Below are 26,267 nucleotides of genomic sequence, written 5' to 3' on the forward strand. Positions count from 1 at the left end.
GCCCTTTCCTTCGCGCGCGCCCCCGAACGCGCCCACGGGTTCGTTGGCCCGTGGACTTGGGAAAACGCGGGTACGGCGGGCGGCGGTTCCCAATCCGGTCGAATTCATGGCGTACGCCACGTTGCCGCCGGGGCGCGGGGCGTACGACCACGGTGCGCTCGGCACCGCCGGGCTCGTCGCGTGCGGCCGCGCTCCCCCAGCCACCGCTGGGAGGTGCCCCCGGTCGCGGCGGGGGAAGGGCCCCGGTCCCACCCCCGTGAGGGACCGCCGCTGCCGCGGCAAACGCCGCGGCCCGGCGGTGCCGGCCCACCCGCACGGGTGAGGGGCACCGCCGGGCCGCGGTCGCGAAAGGGCGGGTCAGGCCTTGACCAGTTCCCGGTCCTCGTCCGCCTCCGGCGACTTCGGCGCCCCGGGCGTCTCGAGCCGCTTCTGCAGGCCCTCGCCCTCGACGTCCACGTTCGGGAGGATCTTCGCGAGCCACCCCGGGAGCCACCAGGCCGACTTCCCGAGCAGGGCCAGCACCGCCGGCACGATCGCCATCCGGACCACGAACGCGTCGAAGAAGACCGCGATGGCCAGGCCGAAGCCGATCATCTTGATCATCTGCTCGGACGAGCCGATGAAGCCGGCGAAGACGCTGATCATGATGACGGCCGCGGCCGTCACGACCCGCGCCCCGTGCTTGAAGCCGGTCACGACGGCCTGTCCGGGCCGCTCGCCGTGGACGAACGCCTCGCGCATCCGCGTCACGAGGAAGACCTCGTAGTCCATGGCGAGGCCGAAGACGACGCCCACCATGAAGATCGGCATCATCGACATGATCGGGCCGGTCTCCTCGACCCCGAAGAGCGAGCCGAGCCAGCCCCACTGGAAGACCGCCACGACGGCGCCCAGCGCGGCGATCACCGACAGCAGGAAGCCGAGCGCGGCCTTCAGCGGCACGAGCACCGAGCGGAAGACGACCATCAGCAGCAGGAAGGCCAGGCCCACGACCAGCGCCAGGTAGGGCAGCAGGGCGTCGTTGAGCTTCTGCGAGACGTCGATGTTCATCGCCGTGGCGCCGGTGACGAGCACCTCGGCGCCGGTGTCGGCCTTGAGCGAGTCGCCCTTGTCGCGGATCGCGTGGACGAGGTCCTCGGTGTCCTTGCTGGTGGGCTTGGACTTGGGCACGACGGTGAGCATGGCCGTGTCACCGGCGGGGTTGAAGTGCGCCGGGGTCACGGTGGCGACGTTGTCCAGGCCCTTGAGGGTGTCGCCGACCTTCTGCGCGGCACCCTTGCGGTCCTTGGCGTCCGCCACGTCCGTGATGACCATGAGCGGGCCGTTGAAGCCCGGGCCGAAGCCCTCCGACAGCAGGTCGTACGCCTTGCGCTGCGTGCTGCTCTTGGAGGCCGCGCCGTCGTCCGGGAGGCCCAGTTCCAGCGAGGCCGCGGGCACGGCGATGGCGCCCAGGCCCAGCACGCCGGCCACGAGCACGAGCACCGGCTTGCGCAGGACGAAGCGGGCCCAGCGGGTGCCCATGTTCGGCTTGTCGCCGTCGGCTGCGTCCGGCCCGGCCTTGCGGACCTTGCGGGCGAGCACCTGCTTGCCGGCGAAGCCGAGCAGGGCGGGGATGAGCGAGAGCGCGATCAGCACCGCGATGGTGACCGTGCCCGCCGCGGCCATGCCCATCTTCGTCAGCATGGGGATGTTGACGACCATGAGGCCCGCGAGCGCGATGACGACGGTCAGGCCCGCGAAGACCACCGCGGATCCGGCCGTGCCGACGGCCCGGCCCGCCGCTTCCTCGCGCTCACGGCCTTCGGCCAGCTCCGCGCGGTAGCGGGAGACGATGAACAGCGCGTAGTCGATGCCGACCGCGAGGCCGATCATCATGGCGAGCGTGGAGGTGTTGCTGGAGAGGTCCAGCAGCGGGGCGAGCGCGGCGATGGAGGAGACGCCGATGCCCACGCCGATGATGGCCGTCAGGAGCGGCAGCCCCGCGGCGACCAGCGAGCCGAAGGTGATCAGCAGGACGACCGCGGAGACCGCGATGCCGATGGCCTCGGAGCCGCCCTCGGGCATCTGCTGCAGGACGCTGCCGCCGACCTCGACGGTCAGCCCGGCGTCGCGGCCGTGCTGCTGGGCGTCCTTGAGGTTGGTGCGCGAGTCCTCGGTCAGCTCGTCGGCCTTGACCTTGTACGCGGCGGAGGCGTAGCCGGTGGTGCCCGCCGGGTTGACGGTCTGGCCGACGAACGGGTCGGCGGCCTGGGCGACCTGCGGGCTGCGCTTGAGCTCGCCGATGACCTTCTCGACGGCCGCCTTGTTCTTGGCGTCGGTGAGCTTCTGGCCCTCGGGGGCCTTGAAGACGATGCGGGCGGAGGCGTTCTGCTCGTTGTTGCCCGGGAAGCGCTTCTCCAGCAGGTCGAAGGCGCGCTGCGCCTCGGTGCCGGGTATGGAGAAGTCGTTGTTGGTGGACTTGGACGCCGTGGCGGCGCCGAAACCGGCGAGGACCAGCAGCGCCACCCATATCAGGGCGAAGTACCAGCGCCGCCGGAAGGCGGTACGGCCGAGTCTGTAGAGGAACGTGGCCACGTGGAGTGGTGCTCCCGTCGATTCAGTGGATGAACAAGGGCATGGGGAACCAGCCCGACGACGAGAGCGGCGCGTCAGGTGGGCGGTGGGGGGAGGTGGGGGGAGGCGGAGAAGTGGGGGGTCAGCGGCCGAGAGCGGGGAGGATCACGGCGTCGATGTAGCGGACCAGGTACGCGGCGTCCGCGGGCCGGTCCTCGAACAGCGGGCGGCTGAGGAACGCGCCGAGCATCATGTGGGCGACGAATTCGAGCGCGGGGTTGTCCGCGGCCACCTCGCCCCGCTCGACAGCGCGCTGCAGCATCGCCCGGAGACCCTCGGTCTCCGGCTCGATCAGCAGCTCGCGCAGTGCCCGGTGCAGATCGGGGTTCGCGTGGATCGCGTGCCCCAGGCCGCGCATAAGGGCGGCGTCCTGTTCCATCTGCTCATCGTCGGCCTCGCACACCATCGCTTGGAGATCACCGCGCAGCGTGCCGGTGTCGATCTCTTCCAGCTTGATCGGCTTCTTGTGGCGCAGTGCCCCGGCGACCAGCTCCGGCTTGCCCTTCCACTGGCGGTAGAGGGTGGCCTTGCTGGCGTGCGTACGGGTGGCGACGGCGTCCATGGTCAGGGCGTCGTAGCCGACCTCGCGGAGGATCGCGAGGACCGCTTCGTAGAGCTCGGCCTCCCGCTCGGGCGTGAGCCGGGTGCGGCGCGCCGCCGGCTTGGGTGATTCCGTGGACACGTCCGCCTCCTCCGCACGGGAAACACATCTCGTACGAAACGGTTTCGTACACCATGAGCGTACGCGGGGGCGCAGCGAAACGACGCCGTTTCGATGGTGTTCTCCGTCACGGCCGGTGTTCCCCGTCACGGCCCGTCACGACGCCGCCGGTCACGGTGCGGACCCGGCCGACCGAGTTGCCGCGCCACCCGGGGGCCGAAACGATGGTGGAGTGAGTGATTCTTACCTGAGATTTCCTCATCTCCACGGCGGCCTCCTCTGCTTCACCGCGGAGGACGACCTGTGGCTGGCCCCCCTGGAGCCCTCGGCCGGATCCCCGGCCCCGTCCGGCCGGGCCTGGCGGCTGACCGTCGACCGCACCCGGGTCGGCCACCCCCGCTTCTCACCCGACGGCCGCCACATCGCCTACACGAACTGGCGCAGCCTCGACCCCGAGATCCATTTGGCCCCCGTCGACGGCGGGCCCGCCCGCCGGCTCACCTACTGGGGCAGCACGGACACCCGCGTCTGCGGCTGGGCCCCCTCGGACCGCAACGGCGGCTACGACGTCCTCGCCGTGTCCTCGCACGGCCAGCCCTTCTCGTACTTCTCGTGGGCCTACCGGGTGCCGACCGACGGCAGCCCGGGCCTGCGGCTGCCCTGGGGGCCGGTGTCCGACATCGCGATCGGCGAGGTCGAAGGCGAGCACCGCACGCTGCTGCTGGCCGGCAAGCCCCCGCACGAGCCCGCCGCCTGGAAGCGCTACCGCGGCGGGGCCATGGGCCGGATGTGGCTGCACGGCACCCGGCTGGTGCCGGCCCTCCACGGCCACCTCGACTCGGTGATGTTCGCCGGCGGCCGCATCGTCTTCCTCTCCGACCACGAGGGCGTCGGCAACCTCTACTCCTGTCTGCCCAACGGCTCGCAGCTGCGCCGCCACACCGACCACGGCGACTTCTACGCCCGGCACGCCTCGACCGACGGCGAGCGCGTGGTCTACCAGTGCGCGGGCGAGCTGTGGCTGGTGGACGACCTCGGCCCGGAGGGGAAGCCGCGCCGCCTGGAGGTGACGCTGGGCGGGCCGCGCGCCGGGCGCCGCCCGTACCAGGTGCAGGCCGCCTCCAACGTCGACGGCGTCACCGTGGACACCACGGGCCGCGCGAGCGCCGTCCAGGTGCGCGGCAGCCTCTACTGGCTCACCCACCGCGACGGCCCCGCCCGCACCATCGCCGACACCCCGGGCGTCCGGGTGCGGCTGCCGGAGATGCTGGGCGCCTCCGGGCGGGTGGCCTACGTGACGGACGCGGAGGGCGAGGACGCGATCGAGATCGCCCAGCTGCCGCGCGCCGCCGGGCCCGCCGAGCCGCGCCGCCTCGGCGCGGGCCGGATCGGGCGGGTGCACGAGACGCTGGCCTCCCCCGACGGCGAGCGGCTGGCGCTGGCCACGCACGACGGCCGGCTGCTGCTCGTGGACACCTCCGCCGAGGACGAGGGCACAGGAGCGGAAGAGGGCACAGGACAGGACGACGGCACGGCGTCCGGGTCCGGCGGAGGCACGGCATCCGGCGAAGGCGCGGGAACGGGCGCAGGCGCAGGCGCCGGCGAGGTCAGCGAGCTGATCCGGTCGGACAACGGGCCCGTGCGCGACCTCGCCTTCTCCCCCGACTCGGAGTGGCTGGCCTGGTCGCATCCCGGCGTCGGCCGCTCCCTGCGCCAGATCAAGATCGCACGGCTCAAGGACCGGACGGTCGTGGACGTCACCAACGGCCGCTTCGAGGACGAGCAGCCGGTCTTCACCCGCGACGGCCGCTACCTCGCCTTCCTGTCGTGGCGCGGCTTCGACCCGGTCTACGACGTGCACACCGGCGACCTGTCCTTCCCGCTGGGCTGCCGCCCCTACCTCGTACCGCTGTCCTCGGCGACGCCCTCGCCGTTCGCGCTGTCGGCCGAGGGCCGGCCCGCGGGCGGCGGGCTCGACCAGGAGGACACCGGGCCCGGCGGGCCGACGCTGGTGGAGGTGGAGGGGCTGGAGAGCCGGGTGACACCGTTCCCGGTGGCCGCCTCGAAGTACTCGGCGCTGCGCCCGGTCAGCGGTGGCGGCCTGGTGTGGCTGCGCTGGCCGATCTCCGGCGCGCTCGGCGAGACCTTCGCCAACCCCGCGGACACCTCCGGCCGCCCCACCCTCGAGCACTTCGACCTGGCCAAGGCCAAGCGCAGCGAACTCACCAGCTCCCTGGACTGGTTCGCGGTCAGCGGCGACGGCACCCGGCTGGTCGTCCACGACGAGGGCGACCTGCGGGCCGTCCCCGCCACGGACACCCCCGACCCCGAGTCGACGGTCTTCATCGACATGCGGCGCATCCTGCACGACGTGGACCCCGGCGCCGAGTGGCGGCAGGCGTACGAGGAGGCGGGCCGGATCGTCCGCGCGTACTTCTGGGAGCCGGGGATGTGCGGCATCGACTGGGACGCGGTGCTCGACCAGTACCGGCCGCTGGTCGACCGGGTCGCCTCCCCCGACGACTTCGCCGACCTGCTGCGCGAGGTCCTCGGCGAGCTGGGCACCTCGCACGCCTACGTCGTCCCGGCCCGCCGCAACGAGGGCCCGCCGCACTACCAGCGCGCCATCGGCCTGCTCGGCGCGAACCTCACGCGGCAGAAGGACGGCTCCTGGACGGTCCGGCGGATCCTGCCCGGCGACTCCTCCGACTCCAAGGCCCGCTCCCCGCTGGCCGGTTCGGGCATCCGCGAGGGCGCGGCGCTCACGCACGTCGACGGCCGCCCGGTGGACCCGGTCGCGGGCCCGTACCCGCTGCTCGCCGCCGCCGGCGGCACCACCGTCGAGCTGACCTTCCGGCCGGCCGAAAGCGAGGGCCACGCGCGCCGCGTCGCCGTCGTCCCGCTGGTCGACGAGCGGCCGCTGCGCTACCAGGACTGGGTGGCCAAGCGCCGCGCCGTCGTCCGCGAGCTGAGCGGCGGCAAGTGCGGCTACCTGCACATCCCCGACATGGGCGGCTCGGGCTGGGCGCAGTTCAACCGCGACCTGCGGATGGAGATGTCGCGCCCGGCCCTGATCGTCGACGTCCGCGGCAACGCGGGCGGCAACATCAGCGAGCTCGTCGTGGAGAAGCTCACCCGCACCATCATCGGCTGGGACCTCACGCGCGACGCCCAGCCCGTGTCGTACGCGAGCAACGCCCCGCGCGGCCCGGTCGTCGCCATCGCCGACGAGATGACCTCCTCCGACGGCGACATGATCACCGCGGCGTTCAAGCTGCAGGGCATCGGCCCGGTGGTGGGCCTGCGCACCTGGGGCGGGGTGGTCGGGATGACCGGCCGGCACCGGCTCGGGGACGGCACCTCGATCACGGTGCCGATGAACGCGGCGTGGTTCGACGAGTACGGCTGGACGGTCGAGAACCGCGGCGTCGACCCCGACGTCGAGATCGACCGCACCCCGCTCGACTGGGCCGAGGGCCGGCACCGGCAGCTGGACGACGCCGTGCAGATCGCGCTCGACCTGCTGGAGCGGCACGGCGCGGCACAGCCGCCGGACTACTCGGGAGCGCCGGACCTGCGACGGCCGGAGCTGCCGCCGCGAAGAAGGAGCTGACCGGGCACGGCGCGACACGGCGTGAGGACCGGGCATGGCGTAAGGGGCGCCCCTCCATGAGGTGCGCCCCTTACGCGGAGCCGCCGTCAGATGCCGTCAGGTGCCGTCAGATCTCGAAGTTCTCGTCGAACGTGTCGCGACGGTCCCACTCCTCCTGCTCCTTGCGGATCAGTTCCTGGCGGGCCTTGTCGTTCGCGTTCTCCTTGGCCTTCTTGCTGCCGGCCTTACCGGCACGATCGGCCTGTTCCTTCTGCTGTTCGGCCTTGCTCTTGGCCCTGTCTCCCTTGGCCATGAGACTCAGAGCTCCCTCAGGTGCGGTCGTCGAGCTCGTCACGCAGGTCGTCGAAGGACTGCTGGCGGTTCTCCTGCTCGCGGCGCTCCTTGAGCCGGTCCTGCGCGTCCTGGCTCTTCTGCTGCGCCTGCTGCTTGGCGTGTTCCATCTTCTGCTTGGCCTTCTGGGCCTTGCCCTGCATCTCGTCCTTGATGCCCATGGCTGCACTCACTCCTCAGCGAGGGGAAATCGGGGCGTTTTACCCCGAAACAGCCTGACATCCACCATCTTAGCCCGCATATCGTAGGACTACGCTGCGCTACGGCCCCGTGCGCTCCTTCTCGTCCGCCGCCCCTCCCGCGCCCACCAGCCCCGCGCGCATCCCGGCGGCCCTCGGCTCGAACCGCCGCATCTCGCGCTGCGCGCCGAGCGCGAGCACCCCGGGCAGCCACCCGCGGGAGCCCTGCAGCAGCCGCAGCCACGCCTGCCCGTACACGTGCGCCGAGCGCCGCTCGATGCCGTCGACCAGGCGGTCGGCGGTCGGCCCGAGCGGGTAGGTGCGGTTGGCGGGCCACGGCAGGCGCTGCCGCATCTCGCGCATCACCTCGTGCTCGTCGGCGCCGCGCACCATGTCCGTGTCGGTCCAGCTCAGATAGGCGACGCCGACCCGCACGCCCTTGTGGGCGACCTCGCCGCGCAGGCAGTGCGCGTACGCCTCGGCGCCGGCCTTCGACGCGCAGTAGGCGCTCATCATCGGCGCCGGGGTCATCGCCGCGAGCGAGGCCACCTGCAGCAGGTAGCCGCGGCTCTCCGCGAGCACGGGCAGGAAGGCGCGGCCCGTGACCGCGCTGCCGACGAGGTTGACGTCGATGACGCGGCGCCAGGTGACGGGGTCGGAGTCCGCGACGGGGCCGCCCCCGGCGACGCCGGCGTTGGCGACGACGACGTCGACCTTGCCGAAGCGGGCCTTGACCTCGCGGGCCACCTGCTCCATGGCCTCGTGGTCGGTGACGTCGGCGTGCCAGTGGGCGGCGTCCTCGTGCAGCGAAGCGGCGACGCGGCGCAGCCGGTCCGGCTCCAGGCCCACCAGGGCGACGCACGCGCCGCGCGCGGACAGCTTGCGGGCCAGCTGCTCCCCCAGGCCGCGGGCGGCCCCGGTGACGACGGCGACCTGCCCCTCCAGGCTCACGCGCCTCATCGGGCTGCCTCCGCAGCCGTCGCGGACACGGCCCTGCGCGGGACGCGCGGGGGCCGCAGCACCTGGTACTCGGCGAGGTTCACCTGGCGCGTGACCCTGCGGAACTCGGCGGTGGTGCCGGGCCAGACCGTGGTGTTGCGGCCGTTGGCGTCCAGGTACCAGCTCCGGCAGCCGGTGTTCCAGACCGTGCGCTCCATCCGGCGCTGGACGTGCCGGTTCCAGGCGTTCACCGCGGAGGGGCGGGCGTCGAGCGCCGCCTTGCCGCCGAGGGTGTCCAACTGCCGCATGAAGTCGGCCAGGTAGTTCAGCTGGGACTCGATGATGAGGATCATCGAGCTGTTCCCGAGCGCGGTGTTGGGCCCGATGACGGTGAGGAAGTTGGGGAAGCCTGCGGCGCTGGTGCCGCGCAGGGCCGCCATGCCGTCCTTCCAGGCCTCGGCGAGCGTCCGGCCGTCGACGCCGGTGACCCGCTGGGCGATCGGCATGTCGGTGACCCGGAAGCCCGTGCCGAAGACGATGGCGTCGGCCTCGGCCTCCGTGCCGTCGGCGGCGACGAGCGTCGATCCCCGCACCTCGGCCAGCTCCGAGGCCACCAGGTCCACGTTGGGCCGGGCGAGCGCCGGGTAGTAGTCGCTGGAGAGCAGGATGCGCTTGCAGCCCAGGCGGTAGCCGGGGGTGAGGCGGGCGCGCAGGACCGGGTCCTTGACGGCCTTGTGCAGGTGGGACAGGGCCAGCTTCTCGACCACCCGCATCCGCTCCGGGTGCCGGGTGAAGTTGCTGACCTGCAGCTCCCGGATGCCCCAGAGGACGCCGCGGCGCAGCGCCGCCGTCGCGGGCAGCCGGGTGTGCAGCCAGCGCTCGGCGGCGGAGACGGGCCGGTCGAAGCGGGGCAGCACCCACGGCGGGGTGCGCTGGAAGAGGGTCAGGCGGCCCACCTCCGGCTGGATGCCCGGCACGATCTGGATCGCGGAGGCGCCGGTGCCGATCACCGCGACGCGCTTGCCGCGCAGGTCGTAGTCGTGGTCCCAGCGGGCGGAGTGGAAGACCCGGCCGGGGAAGGAGTCCAGGCCGGGCACCTCGGGAACCCGCGGGTCGGCGAGGGGGCCGGCTGCGGAGACGACGACGTCGGCGGTGTAGTCGCCGGCCGACGTGGTGACCTCCCAGTGCAGCCGCTCCGCGTCCCAGCGCAGCTGCTGCACCTCGGAGTTGAAGCGCAGGTGCGGCCGCAGCCCGAAGGTGTCGGTGACGTGCTCCATGTACGCGCGGATGTGGGGCTGGCCCGAGAAGCTGCGCGGCCAGGCGGGGTTGGGGGCGAAGGAGAAGGAGTACAGGTACGAGGGCACGTCGCAGGCGCAGCCGGGATAGGTGTTGTCCCGCCAGGTGCCGCCCACGGAGTCCGCCCGCTCCAGGATCACGAAGTCGGTGATCCCCTCGCGGCGCAGCCGGACGGCCGCCCCCAGCCCGCCGAAGCCGGACCCGATCACCGCCACCCGTACGTGCTGACGCTCGTGCTCGGCCATGCCGCCGCCTCCCGGATCCGACACAACTGCGCCAGCAATCACTGGCACGATGGGGAGCGTAGGGCAGTGCCCCGGCGGAGCGATAGGGGTACAGGGAAAGGAAGTTACCGGCAGTCGCACGTACGCTTACGCTTCGCGCGGGGCCACGGACAAGGGGGCGCGATGGGCGACGAACGGGGCCGCCGTGCGACGGGCCCGGCCGGGGAACGCCGTGCGGCACGGCCGACGGGGACGGCCGGCACGACCGGGGCGGACAGGCCGGAGCACCACGCGGGAAGGCCGGCCGGGGCGACCGGGCACGGGACCGTCACCACGGAGCCGCCCGAAGCCGACGCGCGGCAGTACCGCACGGCGGAGCTGGCCGAGGAGGCCGGCATCACCGTCCGCACCCTGCGCTTCTACCGCGAGCGCAAGCTGCTCCCGCCGCCGCGCCGCGAGGGCCGCATCGCCTGGTACGGGCACCACCACCTGGCCCGGCTGCGCACGATCGGCGCGCTCCTGGAGCGCGGGCACACCCTCGGCGGGATCGCCGAGCTGCTGAGCGCCTTCGAGTGCGGGCGGGACGTGGGCGAGCTGCTGGGGCTGGCGGGGGCGGCCATCACCGTCCCGTGGGCGGAGGAGGCGGCCGTCCGCCTCACCCCGGAGGAGCTGGCCGACCGCTTCGCCGGCGAGGTCACCCCGGAGAACGTGACCGCCTCGCTCGACCTCGGCTACCTCGGCGTCGACGGCGAGGAGATCGTCCACGTCAGCCGGCGCCTCCTCGACGCCTCGACCGACCTGGTGCGGCACGGCATCCCGCTGGCCGCGGTGCTCGCCGCGGGCCGCGAGGTGCGGGCCCACGCGGACGCCCTGGCCGAGACCTTCACCGGCCTCCTGCGGGACCACGTGCTGCCCGGCCTGCCGCCGGGCGGGGCCGGCGCCGCCGAGAGCCTGGGCCGGCTGCGCGCCCTCGCCAGGACGGTGGTGGACGCGGAGCTCGCCATGGCCGTGGACCGGCGCGTGCGCACCGAGCTCGAAACCCGGCTCGGTGCGCACGGCGCCGCCGGCGAACCGGGACCCGCCAGACCCGGCTGACGGCGGCGAGGACGCACGGGCGCGCCATGCCGCGACCACACCCGCACGCCGGCCGGTCGGGCCAACAGTGCTCGTGCAGAAGAGAATTGAAGCAGCCCGGCCCGCCCCGGAGGGCGGGAAGCCAAGGTCTGCTCACGCAAACGGCGTGATTGCGCCGAAAGCGCGGGAGGGCCCGCTCCCTCGCGGGCTCGGGCCCCCGTGCCCTTGCGGGCTCAGCCGAAGACGCCCGTCACCGGCGCGTGGTCCGACCAGCGCAGGTCGTGCGAGGCCGCCCGCTCCACCGTCGCCTTCAGCGCCCGCTCCGCCAGCCCCGGCGTCGCGACCAGGTAGTCGATGCGCCAGCCCGAGTCGTTGTCGAAGGCGCGGCCGCGGTAGGACCACCACGAGTACGGGCCCTCGACGCCCGGGTGGAGGGCGCGGACCACGTCCGTGTACTCCTCGAAGACCTTGGTCAGCCACTCCCGCTCCTCGGGCAGGAAGCCCGCGCTCTTGCGGTTGGCCTTCCAGTTCTTCAGGTCGGCCTCGGTGTGGGCGATGTTCCAGTCGCCGCAGACCAGGGCCTCACGGCCGTCCGCCGCCGCGCGGGCCTTCAGGGCCACCAGGTACGGCAGGAACTCCGCCATGAAGCGTTCCTTCTCGTCCTGCCGCTCCGTGCCGACCTCGCCCGAGGGCAGGTAGAGGCTCGCGACCGTCACGCCCGGGAGGTCGACCTCCACGTAGCGGCCGCTGCCGTCGAACTCGGCCGAGCCGAAGCCGATGCGCACGGCCTCCGGCTCGCGCCGCGAGTAGATCGAGACGCCGGCCCGGCCCTTGGCCGCCGCCGGGGCGTGGACCGTGTACCAGCCCTCGGGCTCACGGACCTCGTCGGGCAGCTGGTGCGGCTCCGCGCGGACCTCCTGCAGGCAGACCACGTCCGCCCCGGTCTGCGCCAGCCACTCCACGAAGCCCTTCTTGGAGGCCGCGCGCAGCCCATTCACATTTACGCTCGTAACGGTCAGCATTCCGGCACGATACCGACTTCCGTACGATGCCTTGAATGCAGATCTTGCCGGTCGCATACGACCATCCCGACGCGGTGAAGCTCCAGGACCGGGTGCAACTGGAGTACGCGGAACGGTACGGGGACGGCGATGTCACCCCGCTGGAGCCGGCCCAGTTCGCCCCGCCGCGTGGCCTATATCTCATCGCCTACGAGCCCGGCGGCACCCCCGTGGCCACCGGCGGCTGGCGCGCCCGGGAGGCGGGCGGCGAGGGCTACGCGGACGGCGACGCCGAGCTGAAGCGGATGTACGTGGTGCCGGAGGCGCGCGGGCGGGGCCTGGCACGGCGGATCCTCGCGGAGCTGGAGGACAGCGCCCGGGAGGCGGGCCGCATACGCATGGTCCTGGAGACCGGCAACCAGCAGCCCGAGGCGATGTCCCTGTACGTGTCGTGCGGGTACGCGCCGGTGCCGGCGGCGGAGAAGTTCGGCCTGTACCGGTACCACGAGGGCAGCCGCTGCTTCACGAAGCCACTGGTTCCGCTGGTCCCCGCGCCCCGCTGACCCGGCCTCCGCCGCGGCGCCCCCGCCTCACTTCTCCGCGATGGCCGCCTCCACCTCGTGGCGGATGTCCTCCGTCCGGTAGCGCGTCGCCTCCCCGTAGTGGGCGAGGATCTCGTCGGCCTCCTCCGGCCCGTCCTCGGCGATCTCGGCCACCAGGACCGTACTGCCCGGCGGGACCTCCGCCGCCAGCATCTCCAGGGCGGCGTTCGCGCCCGTCGCCTCGCGCGCGTCGCGCACGCCGCCGATCAGGCCGCCCGCACCGAAGCCGATCATGATGCCGAGCGGGCCGCCGAGGATGCCCAGCAGGCCGCCGATCAGGCCGCCGACGGCGAAGGCGCGGGCCGTGCCGGAGTTGTCGACGGCGTCGGGGAAGTCGAGGCTGCCGTCGTCCGCGCGGGCGATCACCGCGCCCTCGCGGAGGGTGAACCGGCCGGCGGTGTGCCCCGCGCGGAGGTCGTCCAGCGCCCGGTGGCCCTTCTCGGGCGAGGCGACGTTCAAGAAGAGGACGTTGTCTTCCTTCATGGCATCCACTGTTGGGGCAGTCGGCCCGCCCCGCACCTCAGGACGCCCCGCACCTCAGGACACCCGGCGCCTCGGGAAGCCCGGCCTCAGGACGGCTCGCCGGAAGGCGCCCCGTCCCGCACCGAGCCGGTCAGGTCCAGCGTCGCCTGCGCGCCCCCGCCGCGCGGGTTGGCGAGGGCCAGGCCCGCGCCCAGCACCCGCGCCTGCCCCGCCGCGATCGTCAGCCCCAGGCCGAGGCCCGAGCGCGATCCCGTGCGGAAGCGCTGCGGGCCGCAGGTCAGCAGGTCGGGCGGGAAGCCGGGGCCGCCGTCGCGGACCCGGACGGTGCCGCCGTCGACCTCCACGGTCACCGGGGCGCCGCCGTGCCGGAAGGCGTTGGTGACGAGGTTGGCCAGGATCCGCTCGACGCGGCGGGCGTCGGTCTCGACCAGGCAGTCGCGCACGACCCGTACCTCCGCCGCCTCCTTGCCGTCCGCCACGGCCGAGCGGACCGCGCGCCGCGTCAGCTCGCCCAGCGCCCGGACCTCGGCGTCGGCGCGCTCGGCGGAGCCGTCCAGGCGGGCGACCTCCAGCACGTCCTCCATCAGCGCCCGGACCCGCTCCGCCCGCTCCCGCACCATCTCGGCGGGCCGGCCGGGCGGCAGCACCGCGGCCGCGGCGACCAGGCCCGCGACGGGGGTGCGCAGTTCGTGGGCGATGTTCGAGGTGACCTCGCGCTCGGCCTGCAGGCGGGCGTCCAGCGCGTCGGCCATCGTGTTGACGGCGACGATCAGGCGGGCGATCTCGTCCTGCCCGCCGCGCGGCTTGAGGCGGGCGCTGAAGTCGCCGTCGGCGATGCGCTCGGCCGTCCGGGCGGAGGCGTTGAGGCGGCGGCCGGCGACGGTCGCAAGGCCCACGCCCACGACGCCCGCGAAGGCGGTGCCCAGGCCGCCCGCCCACCACAGGGCCTCGTCGAGCCTGCGGAGGTTCTGGGCCTGCCGGGCGTAGGGGTGCTTGACGACGATGGTGTCGCGGCCGAGCCGGCCGGCGGCCCACAGCATCGGTACGGAGCCGCTGCGGTCCAGGTAGGTGGCGCGCCCGCCCCCTTCCACGGCCTTCCGCAGCGGCCCGGGTATGTGCCCGGGGTTGACGAGCGTCCGCGGCCGGTGGACGCCCGCGGCGTGGTCCTCCACGGCCGTGACGAGCCGGCCCTCGATGGCCTCGCGCGCGGTCTCCAGCTGGTTGCGGGCGGTGCGGTGGTGCACGACGAGCCCCATGATGACGGCGACCAGGGCTGCGGTGGCGGTGATGGCCACGCCGATCTTCGTGCGCAGTCCCATGGCTTCTGGCTCCTCGGCGGCGGGTCGGACCGGCGGGTGGCGGGGCCCGGGCGGGGTGGGCCTATCAGGTCGGGGCGTTCCGATGGGGCCATTCGTGCCAAATGTAACCGGCGTGGCTGGTTTGCCGACCGCGTCCTTGCCGTGTGGCGGTCATCTGCTCGTAGGATCACCGCGCCTCAGTGGTCCGGTCCAGTCGCTGCAGTCGCTGCAGCGTCACGCTCGTCACGGTGGAGGTCACTCATGCATATTGCCCGTCGCAGGCTCCTCGGCGCCCTCGCAGGAGCGGCTGCCGCCGGCGCGGTGCCCGGCGTGGCCGCCGCGGCCGTGCCCGGGGGCACGGGAGGCGCGGAGGACGCGGAAGGCGCGGAGAGCCCCGATGCGGAGTCCGCCGCCGACTTCGAGGACGTGACCTCCGCCGGGGACGAGAGCTCCTCGGTGGGAATCCCCGACGCCGAGCAGGACGACGGGGCCGCGCCCGCCGCCGCAGGAGCCGCAGGAGCCGCCGCGGCCGCCCTCGTCCGGCTGCTGCCCCGCCACCACCGCCAGGTCACCTTCCGCACGGTGCCGCGCAAGGGCGGCGCGGACGCCTTCCGGGTGTCCGGGCGGGCGGGCGCGATCGTGGTGTCGGGCACGACGCCCGCGGTGCAGCTCACCGGCTTCCACTGGTACCTCAGACACGTCGCCCACGCCCACTTCTCCTGGAACGGGGAGCAGACCGCCCTCCCCGACCGCCTCCCCGGCGTCCGTACCCCCCTCGTCCGGGCGGCGAACGTCACCCACCGCTTCGTGCTGAACGACACGAACGACGGCTACACCGGGCCCTACAACGGTTGGGACTACTGGCAGCGCGAAATCGATGTACTGGCGCTGCACGGCTTCAACGAGGTCCTCGTCTACGCGGGCGCGGACGCGGTCTACCACCGCACGTTCCGCGCGCACGGCTACGGCGACGCCGAGCTGCGCGCCTGGCTGCCGGGCCCGGCCCACCAGCCGTGGTGGCTGCTGCAGAACATGGAGTCCTACGGCGGCCCCCTGTCCGCCGGGCTCCTGGAGCGCCGCACGGCCCTCGCGAAGAAGATCGTGGCCAGGCTGCGGGAGCTGGGCATGACGCCGGTGTTCCCCGGCTACTACGGCACCGTGCCGCCCGGTTTCGCCAAGCGCAACCCCGGCGCCCGCACCGTCCCGCAGGGCACCTGGGGCGGCTTCCGCCGGCCCGACTGGCTCGACCCGCGCACCGCACACTTCCGCCGCGTCGCGGCGACCTTCTACCGGGTCCAGAAGGAGCTCTACGGCGCCACGTCCATGTACAAGATGGACCTGCTGCACGAGGGCGGGAAGCCCGGCGACGTGCCCGTCGCCGACGCCGCCCGCGCCGTCGAGAAGGCGCTGCGCGCCGCCCACCCGCGCGCCATGTGGGCCATCCTGGGCTGGCAGGAGAACCCGCGGCGCGAGATCGTCGACGCCGTCGACCGCAAGCGCATGCTCATCCTGGACGGGGTCTCCGACCACTACCCCCAGGTCACCGACCGCGAGGACGACTGGGGCGGCACCCCGTACGCCTTCGGCTCCATCTGGAACTTCGGCGGGCACACCGCCATGGGCGCCAACACCCGCGACTGGGCCGCCCTCTTCGAGGACTGGCGCACCAAGCGGGGCAGCGCGCTCAAGGGCATCGCCCTGATGCCGGAGGCCGCCGACAACAACCCCGCGGCCCTCGCCCTCTTCAGCGACCTGGCCTGGACGGACGGCCGGGTCGGCCTGGAGGACTGGTTCGCGCAGTGGCCCCGCTACCGCTACGGCGCCGCCGACGCGCACGCCGTCCGCGCCTGGGACGTCCTGCGCCGCACCGCCTACGGCACGACCCGCGCCGACGGCTGGAGCGAGGCCGCCGACGGCCTCTTCGGCGCCCGCCCCGACCTGGCCGTCACCCACGCCGCCGCCTGGTCGCCCCGGCAACTGCGCTACGACCCGGACGCCTTCGAGGAGGCCCTCCCCGAACTCCTGGCGGTGGCCCCGGCCCTGCGCCGCAGCTCCGCCTACCGCTACGACCTGCTGGACGTGACCCGCCAGTCGATCGCCAACCGCAGCCGCACCCTCCTCCCCCGCATCAAGGCGGCCTTCGAGGCGGGCGACCGGTCGCGGCTCCGCGACCTGACGCGCCAATGGCTCGACTGGATGGCCCTCCTGGAGGAGACCGTCGCCACCGACGAACACCACCTGCTCAGCCGCTGGACGACGGCCGCCCGCGCCTGGGGCTCCTCGCCGGCCGAACGCGACCGCCTCGAACACGACGCCCTGACCCTGCTGACCACCTGGGGCCCCCGCCCCTCGGCCGACGCGGGCAAGCTGCACGACTACGCCAACCGCGAGTGGTCGGGCCTGGTGGGCGGCCTCTACCGCAAGCGCTGGACGGCGTACTTCACGGAACTGGACGCGTCCCTGTCGGCCCGTCGCAAGCCGAAGCCGATCGACTGGTACGCCCTGGAGGAGGACTGGATCCGCCGCCGCCCGGCCCTGCGGACGAAGCCGGCGGGGGACGTCGTGAAGGTGGCACGGAAGGTGGCACGGCGGCTCTGAGCGCGCCCGGCCCGGCAACCCGGCCCGACGATACGGCCCGACAATACGGCCCGACAATACGTCAGAGCCCCCGCCGGATTTCTCCGACGGGGGCTCTGATGTGTTGTGGACCTGAGGGGATTCGAACCCCTGACCCCCTCGATGCGAACGAGGTGCGCTACCGGACTGCGCCACAGGCCCTTGCAACGAGTGAAACTCTAGCACCCCCATCCGGGTGCTCGGAAATCCGCTCGCCGCTGGTCAGCAGCGGGGGCCCCTTGGAGGTGGCGCGGTGGCGCGGGTCACTCGTTGGCGGCGCGGGGGCGGTCGTCGTCGGCGTACTGGTCGAAGAGGGGGGTGCGGCCCCGTTCGCGGGGGCGGCGGCGGGGGCGGGAGCCGCGGCGCTCCTCCGCGGCGGCGCGCGCCCGGTCGGCCGCCGGGTCGGCGGTGCTGGAGCGGGCGGAGCTCCAGGTGTCCGGGGCGCCCAGGTCGACGCTGTCGCCGGCGCGCGGGGCGACCGGCGCGGTGACGTAGGTCGGCAGGGGGACGGGGACCGGGTCCCAGCCCTCGGCCGCGCCGCGGTCGCGCTGCTGGTCGACCCACTCGGCGTGGTCGGTCTGCTCCACGAGGGCGCGGCGGCCCGCGGCGGGCGAGGGCTCGGCCGGGCGCTCGGCGGCGGGCGACGGGTGGGCGACGGTGTCAACGGGGTCCGCGGCGTCGTGGGCGTCCGCCGCCTGGCGAGGGCGGACGCGGCCCTCGCGCAGGCGCTGGGCGGCCAGTTCGGCGCGGCGCTGGTCCATGGTGAAGGCGAAGCGGCGCCGCTCCTGGATGCGCAGGTACACGATGTACGCGCTGAGGAGCACCGCCGGGACGGCCGGGACCCACAGGAACGCCAGCCCGCCGACGCCCGCGACGATCGCGCCGACGGTGAAGGTCAGGAAGAGGAGGACCGTGGTGCGGCGGCGGCGCGCGAGGACCTTCGTGCGCCGGGCGCGTGCGGCGGCGGCTGTCGGGGTCGCGGACGCCGCGGCGCGCTCCCCCGCGGCTCCCTGGGCGCCCGGGGACGCCGCGGAGCCCTGGGGGCCGCCGGGCGGGCCCGCGGAGCCCGGCGCTTCCGCCGGGGCCCCGCCCCCTGCTCCGGGCATGCCGAAGGGCCGGACGTCGACCATTTCGGTCGGCGCTTCCGGCTCGGGCGCACGGGCCGCCGGCTCCCCGGGCTCGCTTGAGACCGGCGCGTCGTCGGCGGCGCGCACTTCCAGGTCCTTGGCGTAACGGCGCTCCATCCCCGCCCGGCCCGACAGAAGCCGGATGGCGGTGCTGAAGCGTTCCGTCGGACGGGCTTCATTGAGCTCGTCCTGCCTACGGAGCCACATCGGCACCAAGTAGGCGGCCCAGGCCCCGACGATGACTGCGTAGATGAGGCCGCTGCTGCTCACACTTCACACCGTAGAGGGGTACGCGCAGGGGATTCCGCCAATTGGCCCGGTGTGTCGCACGATCCGGCTGATATCTCGAACTTTTTTTGTGATTGTTGAGACCGAGTCCACTCGAATACCGTCGATTGACGGTCACTTTCGAATATCTATTCTATTTCTGCGGAGTCCCGGGCCGGGAGCGGTGCCACCGCTGCAGGAGCCCCTCCGGGACCTCCTCGGCCGTCAGCGCGTAGACCAGGTGGTCGCGCCAGGCGCCGTCGATGTGGAGGTAGCGGGGCCGCAGCCCCTCCTCCCGGAAGCCCAGCTTCTCCACCACCCGGCGGCTGGGCAGGTTCTCCGGCCGGATGCACACCTCCACGCGGTGCAGGCCGACCGAGCGGAAGCAGTGGTCGACCGCGAGCGCGACCGCGGTCGGCATCACGCCGCGGCCCGCGACGGCCGCGTCCACCCAGTAGCCGATGTGCGCCGAGCACATCGAGCCCCAGGTGATCCCGGCCACGGTCAGCTGGCCGGCCAGCCGGCCCCGGTAGTCGATGACGAACGGCAGCATGCGCCCCGCGTGGGCCTCGGCCCGCAGGTGGCGCACCATCTGCCGGTACGTGGGGCGGTGCGCGACCGGGCCGCCCGGCGGGGGCGGCGGGATCGTCGCCTCCCAGGGGCGCAGCCAGTCGCGGTTGCGCCGGTTGACCTCCCGCCAGGCGTGCTGGTCGCGCATCCGGATGGGGCGCAGGAGGACGTCGCCGTCCACGAGCTCGGCGGGCCGGCCGGCGTTCAGTGCGGGCCCCCCGGTCTCGGGTGATCGCCCCCGTGCACCTGCTCCACGGCGTGGACCAGCAGCCGGCCCAGCACGGCGAGGCCGTCGCGGACGCCGCCCGTCGATCCGGGCAGGTTCACGATCAGCGTCCGGCCGGCGAGCCCGGCCAGGCCCCGGGAGAGGGCGGCGGTGGGCACCTTGGCCAGCCCCTCGGCCCGGACGGCCTCGGCGATGCCGGGGACCTCCCGGTCGAGGAGGGGGCGGGTCGCCTCGGGCGTGCGGTCGGTGGGCGACAGGCCGGTGCCGCCGGTGGTGACGATCACGTCGTAGGCGGCGGTGATGCCGTTGCGGAGGGCCGCCTCCACCGGCGGCCCGTCGGGGACGACGACGGGCCCGTCCACGGCGAACCCGAGGGCTTCCAGCCCGGCGGCGAGCAGGGGCCCGCCCTTGTCGGGGTAGACGCCCGCGGCGGCGCGGTTGGAGGCGGTGACGACGAGGGCGCGGTAGCCGTTCGGGGCCGTCATGAGGCGTCCCTCACGTAGCTTCCCGACTTTCCGCCCGTCTTCTCCTCCACCCTGATGTCGGTGACGGTCGCGCCCTTGTCCACGGCCTTGACCATGTCCACGACCGTCAGCGCGGCGACGGCGACGGCCGTCATCGCCTCCATCTCCACGCCCGTGCGGTCGGTCGTCCTCACCGTGGCCGTGATCTCCACGGCGTCGTCGGCGACGGACAGGTCGACCTTCACGCCGGAGACGGCCAGCGGGTGGCAGAGCGGGATCAGGTCGGGGGTGCGTTTGGCGCCCATGATGCCGGCGATGCGGGCGGTGGCGAGGGCGTCGCCCTTGGGGACGCCCTCGCCGCGCAGAAGCTCCACCACGCGCGGCGCTACGAGGACCCGCCCGCTGGCGCGGGCCGTGCGGGCGGTGACCTCCTTGGCCGAGACGTCGACCATGCGGGCCGCGCCCGCACTGTCGATGTGGGTGAGGCGGGAGGGCTCGGGCGGGTCCTGGGCGCTGCTCATGGTTCTCCTGGTCCGGTCCTGTTGGGCAGACACCGTACCGGCAGCGCGCGGCGGGTGACCGGCCGAGGAGTCAGCCGAGGAGGACCACGTCGACCTCCGTGCCGGCGGCGACGGAGGTGGTCTCCTCGGGGACGACGACGAGGGCGTTGGCCTGGGCGAGGGCCTTCACCAGGTGCGAGCCGGCGCCGCCGACGAGCGAGACCGTGCCCGAGCCCGGCTCGTGGCGGGCCCGCAGGAACTGGCGGCGGCCCTGCGGCGAGGAGGCGACGGCGTCGGTGCACACGGCGCGCACGGTGGTGCGGTCGACGGGGTCGAGCCCCATGAGGGCCCGCAGGGCGGGGCGGACGAAGAGCTCGAAGGAGACGTAGCAGCTGACGGGGTTGCCCGGGAGGGCGAAGAGCGGGACCCGGTCGGGGCCGATCCGGCCGAAGCCCTGCGGCTTGCCGGGCTGCATGGCGAGCCGGCGGAAGGAGACGCTGCCCTCCTCGCCCGCGAGCCCCGAGAGGGTCTCCTTGACCACGTCGTACGCGCCGACGCTGACGCCGCCGCTGGTGACGACGGCGTCGGCGCGGATGAGCTGGTCCTCCAGGGTGGCGCGCAGGAGCTCGGCGTCGTCGTCGACGGCGCCGACGCGGTAGGCGATGGCCCCGGCGTCGCGCGCGCAGGCGGACAGCACGAAGCTGTTGGAGTCGTGGATGCGGCCGGGCGCGAGCTCCTCGCCGGGCTGGACGAGCTCGCTGCCGGTGGACATGACGACCACGCGGGGCCGCGGCCGGACCAGGACGGTGGCCCGCCCGATGGCCGCCAGCAGGCCGATCTGGGCCGGGCCGAGGACGGTGCCCGCGGCGAGGGCCAGCTCGCCCGTGAGGGCGTCGCTGCCGCGGGCGCGGACGTGGGCGCGGGCGGCGACGGGCCGGTGGACGCGGACCTCGCCGCCGGAGCGCTCGGGGACCTTGCTGTGGGCGTCCATGGCGATGGCGGGACCCGCGCCCGCGCCGCCGTCGGTCCACTCCACGGGGACGACGGCCTCCGCGCCGGACGGCAGCGGGGCGCCGGTCATGATCCGGGCGGCCTCGCCGGGGCCCACCGCGACGGCCGCACCGCCACTGCCCGCCGCGATGTCGCCGACGACGGTGAGGACCGCGGGGAACTCCTCCGTGGCGCCCTCGACGTCGGCCGTGCGGACCGCGTAGCCGTCCATGGAGCTGTTGTCGAAGGGCGGGAGGGCGGCCGGAACGGTGACGTCCTCGACCAGGACGCAGCCCTGGGCGTCCGGCAGCTGCAGCTCGATCGGCTCCAGGGGCCGGATCTTCCCCAGGACGTCGGCGAGGTGCTCCTCCACCGTCCACATGCGGTCCGGGTCGTCCGTCGCGGCGGGGACGGGGTCGGTGGCCGTGTCGGCGGCGGTACTGCTCAAGGTGCTACATCTCCTCGGTGACGTAACGGCGGAGCCAGGCGCGGAAGTCCGGTCCTAGATCCTCACGCTCGCAGGCCAGTCTGACAATGGCGCGCAGGTAGTCCCCGCGGTCACCCGTGTCGTAGCGGCGGCCCTTGAAGATCACCCCGTGCACGGGTCCGCCGAGGCCGGGCTCGGCCGCGAGGGCCTGCAGGGCGTCCGTGAGCTGGATCTCGCCGCCGCGGCCGGGCGGGGTCTCGCGCAGCACGTCGAAGACGGCCGGGTCGAGGACGTAGCGGCCGATCACCGCGTAGTTGCTGGGGGCCTCGGAGGGGTCCGGCTTCTCGACCAGGCCCGTGACCTGCACCACACCGTCGGTGTCGGTGGGCTTCACGGCCGCGCAGCCGTACATCCCGACCTGGGCGGGGTCGACCTCCATGAGGGCGATCACGCTGCCGCCGTGCTTGCGCTGGATCGCGACCATGTGGGACAGCAGCGGGTCCCGGATGTCGATGAGGTCGTCGCCGAGGAGGACGGCGAAGGGCTCGTTGCCGACGTGCGGGGCGGCGCACAGGACGGCGTGGCCGAGGCCCCGGGGGTCGCCCTGGCGGACGTAGTGCATGGTCGCCAGGTCGCTGGACTCCTGCACCCGCGCGAGCCGGGACTCGTCACCCTTGCGGCGCAGCGCCTCCTCCAGCTCGTAGTTCCGGTCGAAGTGGTCCTCGAGCGGGCGCTTGTTACGCCCTGTGATCATGAGGACGTCCGAGAGGCCGGCGAGGACGGCCTCCTCCACCACGTACTGGATCGCCGGCTTGTCCACGACAGGCAGCATTTCCTTGGGCGTGGCCTTGGTGGCAGGCAGAAATCGGGTGCCGAGACCGGCTGCGGGGATGACAGCCTTGCTGATCCGAGGACGCGAGTGAGTCATGGGCCGAACACTATCCGTTGAGATTGTGCGGAGGATGAGGCTCCACCGAGTATGCCCCCAGACAAGGAGTTTGTACGCACAGTGATCAAGTACGACGGTAGCAAGGCAGGGTTGCGGCGCGGTCTCCTGGCGGTGAGATCCGGGTTGACCTCGGATGACGTGGCGGAAGCGGGGGCCGCGCTGGCCCGCCGCGCGCTTGAGCTCCCCGAGCTCGCGGAGGCCGGAACGGTGGCCGCGTACGTCTCCGTGGGGCGCGAACCGGGCACCCGCGCGCTCCTGGAGGCGCTCCGCCGCCGGGGGGTACGGGTGCTGCTCCCGGTCCTCCTGGAGGACAACGATCTCGACTGGGCCGCCTACGAGGGCCCGGACCGTCTCGTACGGGCCGGGCGCGGCCTCCTGGAGCCGGACGGGCCCCGGCTGGGGCCGGAGGCCGTGACGGCTGCGGACGCGGTCCTGCTGCCGGGGCTGGCCGTGGACGACCGGGGGATGCGGCTGGGCCGCGGCGGGGGGTCCTACGACCGGGTGCTGGCGCGGCTGGAGCGGGCGGGCGCGACTCCGTCGCGGGTCGTCCTGCTGTACGACAGCGAGGTGATCCCCGAGGTCCCGGCGGAGCCGCACGATGGCCCTGTGGACGCGGTGGTCACCCCGAGCGGCCTGCGGCGCTTCTCTCCCCCACCCCGCCCCTTCCCGTAACCGGGGCTCCGCCCCGGACCCCGTGTCGCGCTGAACGCGCTCGTCCTCAAACGCCGGACGGGCTGGATTCTGCTGGGGTCCCAGCAAAATCCAGCCCGTCCTGGGCGCCGCCGACAAGCCTTACGGCTTGAGCGTCAGCTCGGCGTCCGTGCCCTTCTTCACCGCGTCCGGGCTGAAAGCCCATGGCAGGAGCTCGCCCTTGGCCCACTTGTCCGTCTGGTCGTAGTAGTGCGCGTTGTACGCGTGACCGGACGCTCCGGTGAGGTTGATCCACCGGGACTTGTCGAGGTCGGCGAGGTTGACGACCATCCGCATGGACGGGACCCAGATCACGTCGTAGCCGCCGGCCGCGTTCCAGCCCGCCGCGTTGACCGTGGCCTCGCCGCCGGCGAGGTTCCACGGGCCGCGGTTGAGCATCCAGCGGACGATGCCGGGGCCGTCCTTGCCGAGGGTCTGGTTCTTCAGGTTCAGCTGGTGGAGGCGGCCCCAGCTCCAGGAGTTCACGTCCTTGCCGAGCTTGGAGGTCAGCTCCCAGCGGGCGTCCTTCATGGCGCGGGCGAGCAGCTCGTCGCGGTTGCCGGCGCCGGCGCGGCCGCCGGTCTTCCACCAGTCGTCGTTCGGCTTGTCGAGGATGCCGCGGACGACCTCGAACCAGCGGTCGCCGCCGTCGGGCTGCGCCGAGTCGGGGTCGCGCTCGCCGCACTCGCGCACCAGGCGGGTGTTGCCGTCCAGGTCCTCCTGGGGGCCGGCGTCGTTGGCCGGGCGGACCCGCAGGCACTGGCCCTTGACGCGCAGCTCCTTGGGGAGCTTGTTGCCGAAGGCGAGCTTGAGGGTGTTGCGCCAGACGGCGTTGAAGTACGCGGCGGCGGCCGAGTCGGCCTCCTGGTTGTAGTCCCAGCCCTCGAGGAGCTTCTGGGCCTCGCGGACATACTTCGTCTCGCGCTCGTTCTCGGCCTTGATGTTGATCTTCAGCAGGTAGGGCGTCAGCAGCTTGGCGATCTCGCTGCTGTTGTCCATCTGCATCTTCTGCATGTCGTCCGTCGAGATCTTGCCGCCGTCCTTGATCTTCGACTGGATGAGGTCGTTGATCCGCTGGCTGCGGGCGCCGTAGCCCCAGTCGCCGGTGAGGGCGTGGGGGTACTTCTTGTCGGTGACGGCCTGGTTGGCGGTGACGATGTAGCCGCGCTTGGGGTTGAGCTCCCACGGCAGCTCGCCCGGCTTGAGGAAGCCGGTCCACTGGAAGGCGGGGTCCCAGCCGGGCGCGGGCATGCGGCCGTCGCCCTTGCGGACGGGGATGCGGCCCGGGGCCTGGTAGCCGATGTTGCCCTTGGTGTCGGCGTAGATCAGGTTCTGCGAGGGGACCTCGAAGCCGGCCGCGGCCTTGCGGAACGACGCGAAGTCGGTGGCGCGGTTGAGGTCCAGGAGGGCGTCCATCGTCCGGCCGGCGTCGAGCGCGGTCCAGCGCAGCGAGACGGCGTAGCCCTCGGCGCGGTCGGGCGCCGGGTCCTTGACGGGGGCGTCCTGGCCGACCTTGCCCAGCTCGCTGTTGCGGTCGGAGACGACGGGGCCGTTCCGGGTGGAGCGGACGGTGATGGTGCGGTCGCCGCCGCCGGCGACCTTGATGGTCTCCTTGCGGGTGGCGAAGGGGACCTGCTTGTTGTCGTAGAGGTAGCTGTCGGAGGTGACCTTCTCCAGGTAGAGGTCGGTCACGTCCGCGCCGAGGTTGGTCATGCCCCAGGCGATGTCCTGGTTGTGGCCGATGACCACGCCGGGCATGCCGGCGAAGGTGTAGCCGGCCACGTCGAACGGGCAGGCCGCGGACGTCTTGGTGCAGTGCAGGCCCATCTGGTACCAGAGCGAGGGCAGCTGCGGGGCGAGGTGCGGGTCGTTGGCGAGCAGCGGCTTGCCGGTCGTCGTGTACTGGCCGGAGACGACCCACGAGTTGGAACCGATGCCGTTGCCGGACGGGCCGAGCAGCGCCGGGATCTTGTCCAGGGTGCCGGACAGGGCGGTCAGGCCGGAGCGCAGTCCGCCGGCCGCGCCGGCGCCGCCGCCGGTGGCGGGGGTGCCGTTGTTGTTCTGGGCGCCGGGGGTGCCGTTCGCGCCCGGCGTGCCCGCCGTGCCCGTCCCGCCGGGCTGTCCGTTGCGGCCGTTCTGACCGGCCTGCCCCGTCTGTCCGGTCTGCCCCTCCGTCGGCGTGGCCTTCGGGTCGAACTCCTTGGTGGCCGGGTCGACGGCGCCGCCCTCGACGATCGGCTTGTTCCGGCCGTACGGGTACGCCGGGTACAGCTGCTCGATCTGCCGGGGGCTCAGCCGCGTCGAGGCGAGCGAGCGGTCGATCTCGCTCTGCAGGTTGCCGCGCAGGTCCCAGGCCATGGCCTTGAGCCAGGCGACCGAGTCGACCGGCGTCCACTTCTCCGGCTTGTACTCGTTCTCGAACTCCAGGGCCGCGTACTCGACGGACAGCGACTTGCCCTGATGGTCCTTGAGGTAGGCGTTGACACCGTCGGAGTACGCCTGGAGGTACTTCTTGGTGGTCGCCGACAGCTTGGTGTCGTACTCCTCCTGCGCGACCTTCCGCCAGCCCATGGTCCGGATGAAGGCGTCCGTCTCGACCTGGCCGTCGCCGAACATCTCGGACAGGCGGCCCGCCGTCAGATGGCGCCGGACGTCCATCTCCCAGAACCGGTCCTGCGCCTGGACGAAGCCCTGGGCGCGGAAGAGGTCCTCGGCGCTGTCCGCGTAGATCTGCGGAATGCCGTGGTCGTCACGCGCGACCTTCACCTGCCCGCCGAGACCCTTGAGCTGCAGGGTGCCGCTGGTCTCCGGGAAGGAGGCGCGCACGGTGCTGACGCTCCAGTACGCGCCGAAGCCGATGCCCGCGACGAGCAGCAGCACGACGGTGATCACGAGCAGGCGGGCACGTCGCCCCTTCTTTTTCTTGCCGGAAGGGCCGGTCTTGTTGGCGGGCATCGCTGTCCTTAGAGGGGCAGGGTGGTCCTGGAGTGCTGGAAGCAACCATAGGCGCAGGGCGCTGAGCGCCCGGACGCGGATGCCGGACCGTGCAGTGAGATCAATCCCTCCCGGCACCCTCGCGAGGCCGGCAGGCGTCAAGAACCCGTAAAATATTAGATGAGGAAATGAAG

At 73.3% G+C, this 26,267-nt stretch carries 21 protein-coding genes and 1 tRNA gene; 5 read left to right on the forward strand and 17 right to left on the reverse strand.

The features are described 5' to 3' along the window. Nucleotides 1-357: 357 nt before the first annotated feature. Nucleotides 358-2,574, reverse strand: coding sequence for an MMPL family transporter (locus tag AS857_RS32195; RefSeq protein WP_058046675.1), 2,217 nt, complete (start codon nt 2,572-2,574; stop codon nt 358-360). Nucleotides 2,575-2,695: 121 nt separating this feature from the next. Beyond that, complete coding sequence (locus AS857_RS32200) at nt 2,696-3,295, reverse strand: TetR/AcrR family transcriptional regulator (RefSeq protein WP_058046676.1); 600 nt, start codon at nt 3,293-3,295, stop codon at nt 2,696-2,698. 211 nt (nt 3,296-3,506) lie between these two features. On the opposite strand from AS857_RS32200, the gene AS857_RS32205 reads away from it, so the two are divergent. Next, nucleotides 3,507-6,887 carry a S41 family peptidase gene (locus AS857_RS32205; protein WP_058046677.1) on the forward strand — a complete coding sequence of 1,127 codons (3,381 nt, stop codon included), beginning with the start codon at nt 3,507-3,509 and terminating at the stop codon, nt 6,885-6,887. A gap of 106 nt (nt 6,888-6,993) precedes the next feature. Here AS857_RS32205 and AS857_RS32210 read toward each other — a convergent pair whose 3' ends face one another. From AS857_RS32210 to AS857_RS32225, 4 genes are all read right to left on the reverse strand, one after another. Continuing rightward, nucleotides 6,994-7,179 (reverse strand): hypothetical protein, encoded by a 186-nt coding sequence (locus AS857_RS32210; protein WP_058046678.1) that lies wholly within the window; start codon nt 7,177-7,179, stop codon nt 6,994-6,996. Nucleotides 7,180-7,195: 16 nt separating this feature from the next. Beyond that, on the reverse strand, nt 7,196-7,378 hold the full coding sequence (locus AS857_RS32215; protein WP_058046679.1) for a hypothetical protein: 183 nt from the start codon (nt 7,376-7,378) through the stop codon (nt 7,196-7,198). 99 nt (nt 7,379-7,477) lie between these two features. After that, the gene (locus AS857_RS32220; RefSeq protein ID WP_058046680.1) at nt 7,478-8,356 is read right to left on the reverse strand and encodes an SDR family oxidoreductase; all 879 of its coding nucleotides are present in this window, start codon (nt 8,354-8,356) and stop codon (nt 7,478-7,480) included. Beyond that, the gene (locus AS857_RS32225; RefSeq protein ID WP_058046681.1) at nt 8,353-9,876 is read right to left on the reverse strand and encodes a flavin-containing monooxygenase; all 1,524 of its coding nucleotides are present in this window, start codon (nt 9,874-9,876) and stop codon (nt 8,353-8,355) included. The genes AS857_RS32220 and AS857_RS32225 overlap by 4 nt, the downstream gene beginning before the upstream one ends. Before the next feature lie 162 nt (nt 9,877-10,038). On the opposite strand from AS857_RS32225, the gene AS857_RS32230 reads away from it, so the two are divergent. Continuing rightward, the gene (locus AS857_RS32230) at nt 10,039-10,950 is read left to right on the forward strand and encodes a MerR family transcriptional regulator (RefSeq protein ID WP_079110768.1); all 912 of its coding nucleotides are present in this window, start codon (nt 10,039-10,041) and stop codon (nt 10,948-10,950) included. 212 nt (nt 10,951-11,162) lie between these two features. Here the strand turns inward: AS857_RS32230 and AS857_RS32235 are convergent, their stop codons facing one another. After that, complete coding sequence (locus tag AS857_RS32235; protein WP_058046682.1) at nt 11,163-11,951, reverse strand: exodeoxyribonuclease III; 789 nt, start codon at nt 11,949-11,951, stop codon at nt 11,163-11,165. 35 nt (nt 11,952-11,986) lie between these two features. Here AS857_RS32235 and AS857_RS32240 point away from each other — a divergent pair, with 35 nt between their 5' ends. Beyond that, on the forward strand, nt 11,987-12,493 hold the full coding sequence (locus AS857_RS32240) for a GNAT family N-acetyltransferase (protein ID WP_058046683.1): 507 nt from the start codon (nt 11,987-11,989) through the stop codon (nt 12,491-12,493). Nucleotides 12,494-12,520: 27 nt separating this feature from the next. Here AS857_RS32240 and AS857_RS32245 read toward each other — a convergent pair whose 3' ends face one another. Next, nucleotides 12,521-13,015: a hypothetical protein gene (locus AS857_RS32245; RefSeq protein WP_058046684.1), complete on the reverse strand. Its 495-nt coding sequence runs from the start codon at nt 13,013-13,015 to the stop codon at nt 12,521-12,523. 86 nt (nt 13,016-13,101) lie between these two features. Beyond that, nucleotides 13,102-14,334 carry a sensor histidine kinase gene (locus AS857_RS32250; RefSeq protein WP_058046685.1) on the reverse strand — a complete coding sequence of 411 codons (1,233 nt, stop codon included), beginning with the start codon at nt 14,332-14,334 and terminating at the stop codon, nt 13,102-13,104. 240 nt (nt 14,335-14,574) lie between these two features. On the opposite strand from AS857_RS32250, the gene AS857_RS32255 reads away from it, so the two are divergent. Continuing rightward, complete coding sequence (locus AS857_RS32255) at nt 14,575-16,911, forward strand: alpha-N-acetylglucosaminidase (RefSeq protein ID WP_058046686.1); 2,337 nt, start codon at nt 14,575-14,577, stop codon at nt 16,909-16,911. Between the two features lie 106 nt (nt 16,912-17,017). On the opposite strand, the gene AS857_RS32260 is transcribed toward AS857_RS32255, so the two are convergent. The 7 genes from AS857_RS32260 to galU form a co-directional block, all read right to left on the reverse strand. Beyond that, a tRNA-Ala gene (locus AS857_RS32260) sits at nt 17,018-17,091 on the reverse strand. 101 nt (nt 17,092-17,192) lie between these two features. Continuing rightward, nucleotides 17,193-18,326 carry a divisome protein SepX/GlpR gene (gene sepX / locus AS857_RS32265; RefSeq protein WP_058046687.1) on the reverse strand — a complete coding sequence of 378 codons (1,134 nt, stop codon included), beginning with the start codon at nt 18,324-18,326 and terminating at the stop codon, nt 17,193-17,195. Between the two features lie 151 nt (nt 18,327-18,477). Beyond that, a complete protein-coding gene (locus AS857_RS32270) occupies nt 18,478-19,041 on the reverse strand; it encodes a GNAT family N-acetyltransferase (protein ID WP_058047204.1) in 564 nt (187 codons plus the stop codon). A gap of 56 nt (nt 19,042-19,097) precedes the next feature. Continuing rightward, entirely contained in the window at nt 19,098-19,604 is a 507-nt protein-coding gene (locus AS857_RS32275; RefSeq protein WP_058046688.1) for a MogA/MoaB family molybdenum cofactor biosynthesis protein, read from the reverse strand. After that, nucleotides 19,601-20,104 carry a cyclic pyranopterin monophosphate synthase MoaC gene (moaC, locus tag AS857_RS32280; protein ID WP_058046689.1) on the reverse strand — a complete coding sequence of 168 codons (504 nt, stop codon included), beginning with the start codon at nt 20,102-20,104 and terminating at the stop codon, nt 19,601-19,603. The genes AS857_RS32275 and moaC overlap by 4 nt, the downstream gene beginning before the upstream one ends. Nucleotides 20,105-20,174: 70 nt before the next feature. Then, nucleotides 20,175-21,455 carry a molybdotransferase-like divisome protein Glp gene (gene glp, locus AS857_RS32285; RefSeq protein WP_058047205.1) on the reverse strand — a complete coding sequence of 427 codons (1,281 nt, stop codon included), beginning with the start codon at nt 21,453-21,455 and terminating at the stop codon, nt 20,175-20,177. Between the two features lie 70 nt (nt 21,456-21,525). Next, nucleotides 21,526-22,428: a UTP--glucose-1-phosphate uridylyltransferase GalU gene (gene galU, locus AS857_RS32290; protein ID WP_058046690.1), complete on the reverse strand. Its 903-nt coding sequence runs from the start codon at nt 22,426-22,428 to the stop codon at nt 21,526-21,528. Nucleotides 22,429-22,479: 51 nt separating this feature from the next. Between galU and AS857_RS32295 the strand changes: the two genes are divergently transcribed. After that, nucleotides 22,480-23,121 (forward strand): 5-formyltetrahydrofolate cyclo-ligase, encoded by a 642-nt coding sequence (locus tag AS857_RS32295; RefSeq protein WP_058046691.1) that lies wholly within the window; start codon nt 22,480-22,482, stop codon nt 23,119-23,121. A gap of 120 nt (nt 23,122-23,241) precedes the next feature. Here the strand turns inward: AS857_RS32295 and AS857_RS32300 are convergent, their stop codons facing one another. Beyond that, complete coding sequence (locus tag AS857_RS32300; RefSeq protein ID WP_058046692.1) at nt 23,242-26,094, reverse strand: penicillin acylase family protein; 2,853 nt, start codon at nt 26,092-26,094, stop codon at nt 23,242-23,244. Nucleotides 26,095-26,267 lie beyond the last annotated feature (173 nt).

It is taken from the genome of Streptomyces roseifaciens (assembly GCF_001445655.1).
GTDB lineage: Bacteria > Actinomycetota > Actinomycetes > Streptomycetales > Streptomycetaceae > Streptomyces > Streptomyces aureoversilis.

Excerpts from the sequence above, each read along its gene's own strand:
- AS857_RS32210 (WP_058046678.1), bottom strand. The coding sequence starts at position 7,179 with ATGGCCAAGGGAGACAGGGCCAAGAGCAAGGCCGAACAGCAGAAGGAA.
- AS857_RS32215 (WP_058046679.1), bottom strand. The coding sequence starts at position 7,378 with ATGGGCATCAAGGACGAGATGCAGGGCAAGGCCCAGAAGGCCAAGCAG.
- AS857_RS32220 (WP_058046680.1), bottom strand. The coding sequence starts at position 8,356 with ATGAGGCGCGTGAGCCTGGAGGGGCAGGTCGCCGTCGTCACCGGGGCC.
- AS857_RS32225 (WP_058046681.1), bottom strand. The coding sequence starts at position 9,876 with ATGGCCGAGCACGAGCGTCAGCACGTACGGGTGGCGGTGATCGGGTCC.
- AS857_RS32230 (WP_079110768.1), top strand. The coding sequence starts at position 10,039 with ATGGGCGACGAACGGGGCCGCCGTGCGACGGGCCCGGCCGGGGAACGC.
- AS857_RS32235 (WP_058046682.1), bottom strand. The coding sequence starts at position 11,951 with ATGCTGACCGTTACGAGCGTAAATGTGAATGGGCTGCGCGCGGCCTCC.
- AS857_RS32240 (WP_058046683.1), top strand. The coding sequence starts at position 11,987 with ATGCAGATCTTGCCGGTCGCATACGACCATCCCGACGCGGTGAAGCTC.
- AS857_RS32245 (WP_058046684.1), bottom strand. The coding sequence starts at position 13,015 with ATGAAGGAAGACAACGTCCTCTTCTTGAACGTCGCCTCGCCCGAGAAG.
- AS857_RS32250 (WP_058046685.1), bottom strand. The coding sequence starts at position 14,334 with ATGGGACTGCGCACGAAGATCGGCGTGGCCATCACCGCCACCGCAGCC.
- AS857_RS32255 (WP_058046686.1), top strand. The coding sequence starts at position 14,575 with ATGCATATTGCCCGTCGCAGGCTCCTCGGCGCCCTCGCAGGAGCGGCT.
- AS857_RS32270 (WP_058047204.1), bottom strand. The coding sequence starts at position 19,041 with ATGCGCGACCAGCACGCCTGGCGGGAGGTCAACCGGCGCAACCGCGAC.
- AS857_RS32275 (WP_058046688.1), bottom strand. The coding sequence starts at position 19,604 with ATGACGGCCCCGAACGGCTACCGCGCCCTCGTCGTCACCGCCTCCAAC.
- moaC (WP_058046689.1), bottom strand. The coding sequence starts at position 20,104 with ATGAGCAGCGCCCAGGACCCGCCCGAGCCCTCCCGCCTCACCCACATC.
- glp (WP_058047205.1), bottom strand. The coding sequence starts at position 21,455 with ATGTGGACGGTGGAGGAGCACCTCGCCGACGTCCTGGGGAAGATCCGG.
- galU (WP_058046690.1), bottom strand. The coding sequence starts at position 22,428 with ATGACTCACTCGCGTCCTCGGATCAGCAAGGCTGTCATCCCCGCAGCC.
- AS857_RS32295 (WP_058046691.1), top strand. The coding sequence starts at position 22,480 with ATGCCCCCAGACAAGGAGTTTGTACGCACAGTGATCAAGTACGACGGT.
- AS857_RS32300 (WP_058046692.1), bottom strand. The coding sequence starts at position 26,094 with ATGCCCGCCAACAAGACCGGCCCTTCCGGCAAGAAAAAGAAGGGGCGA.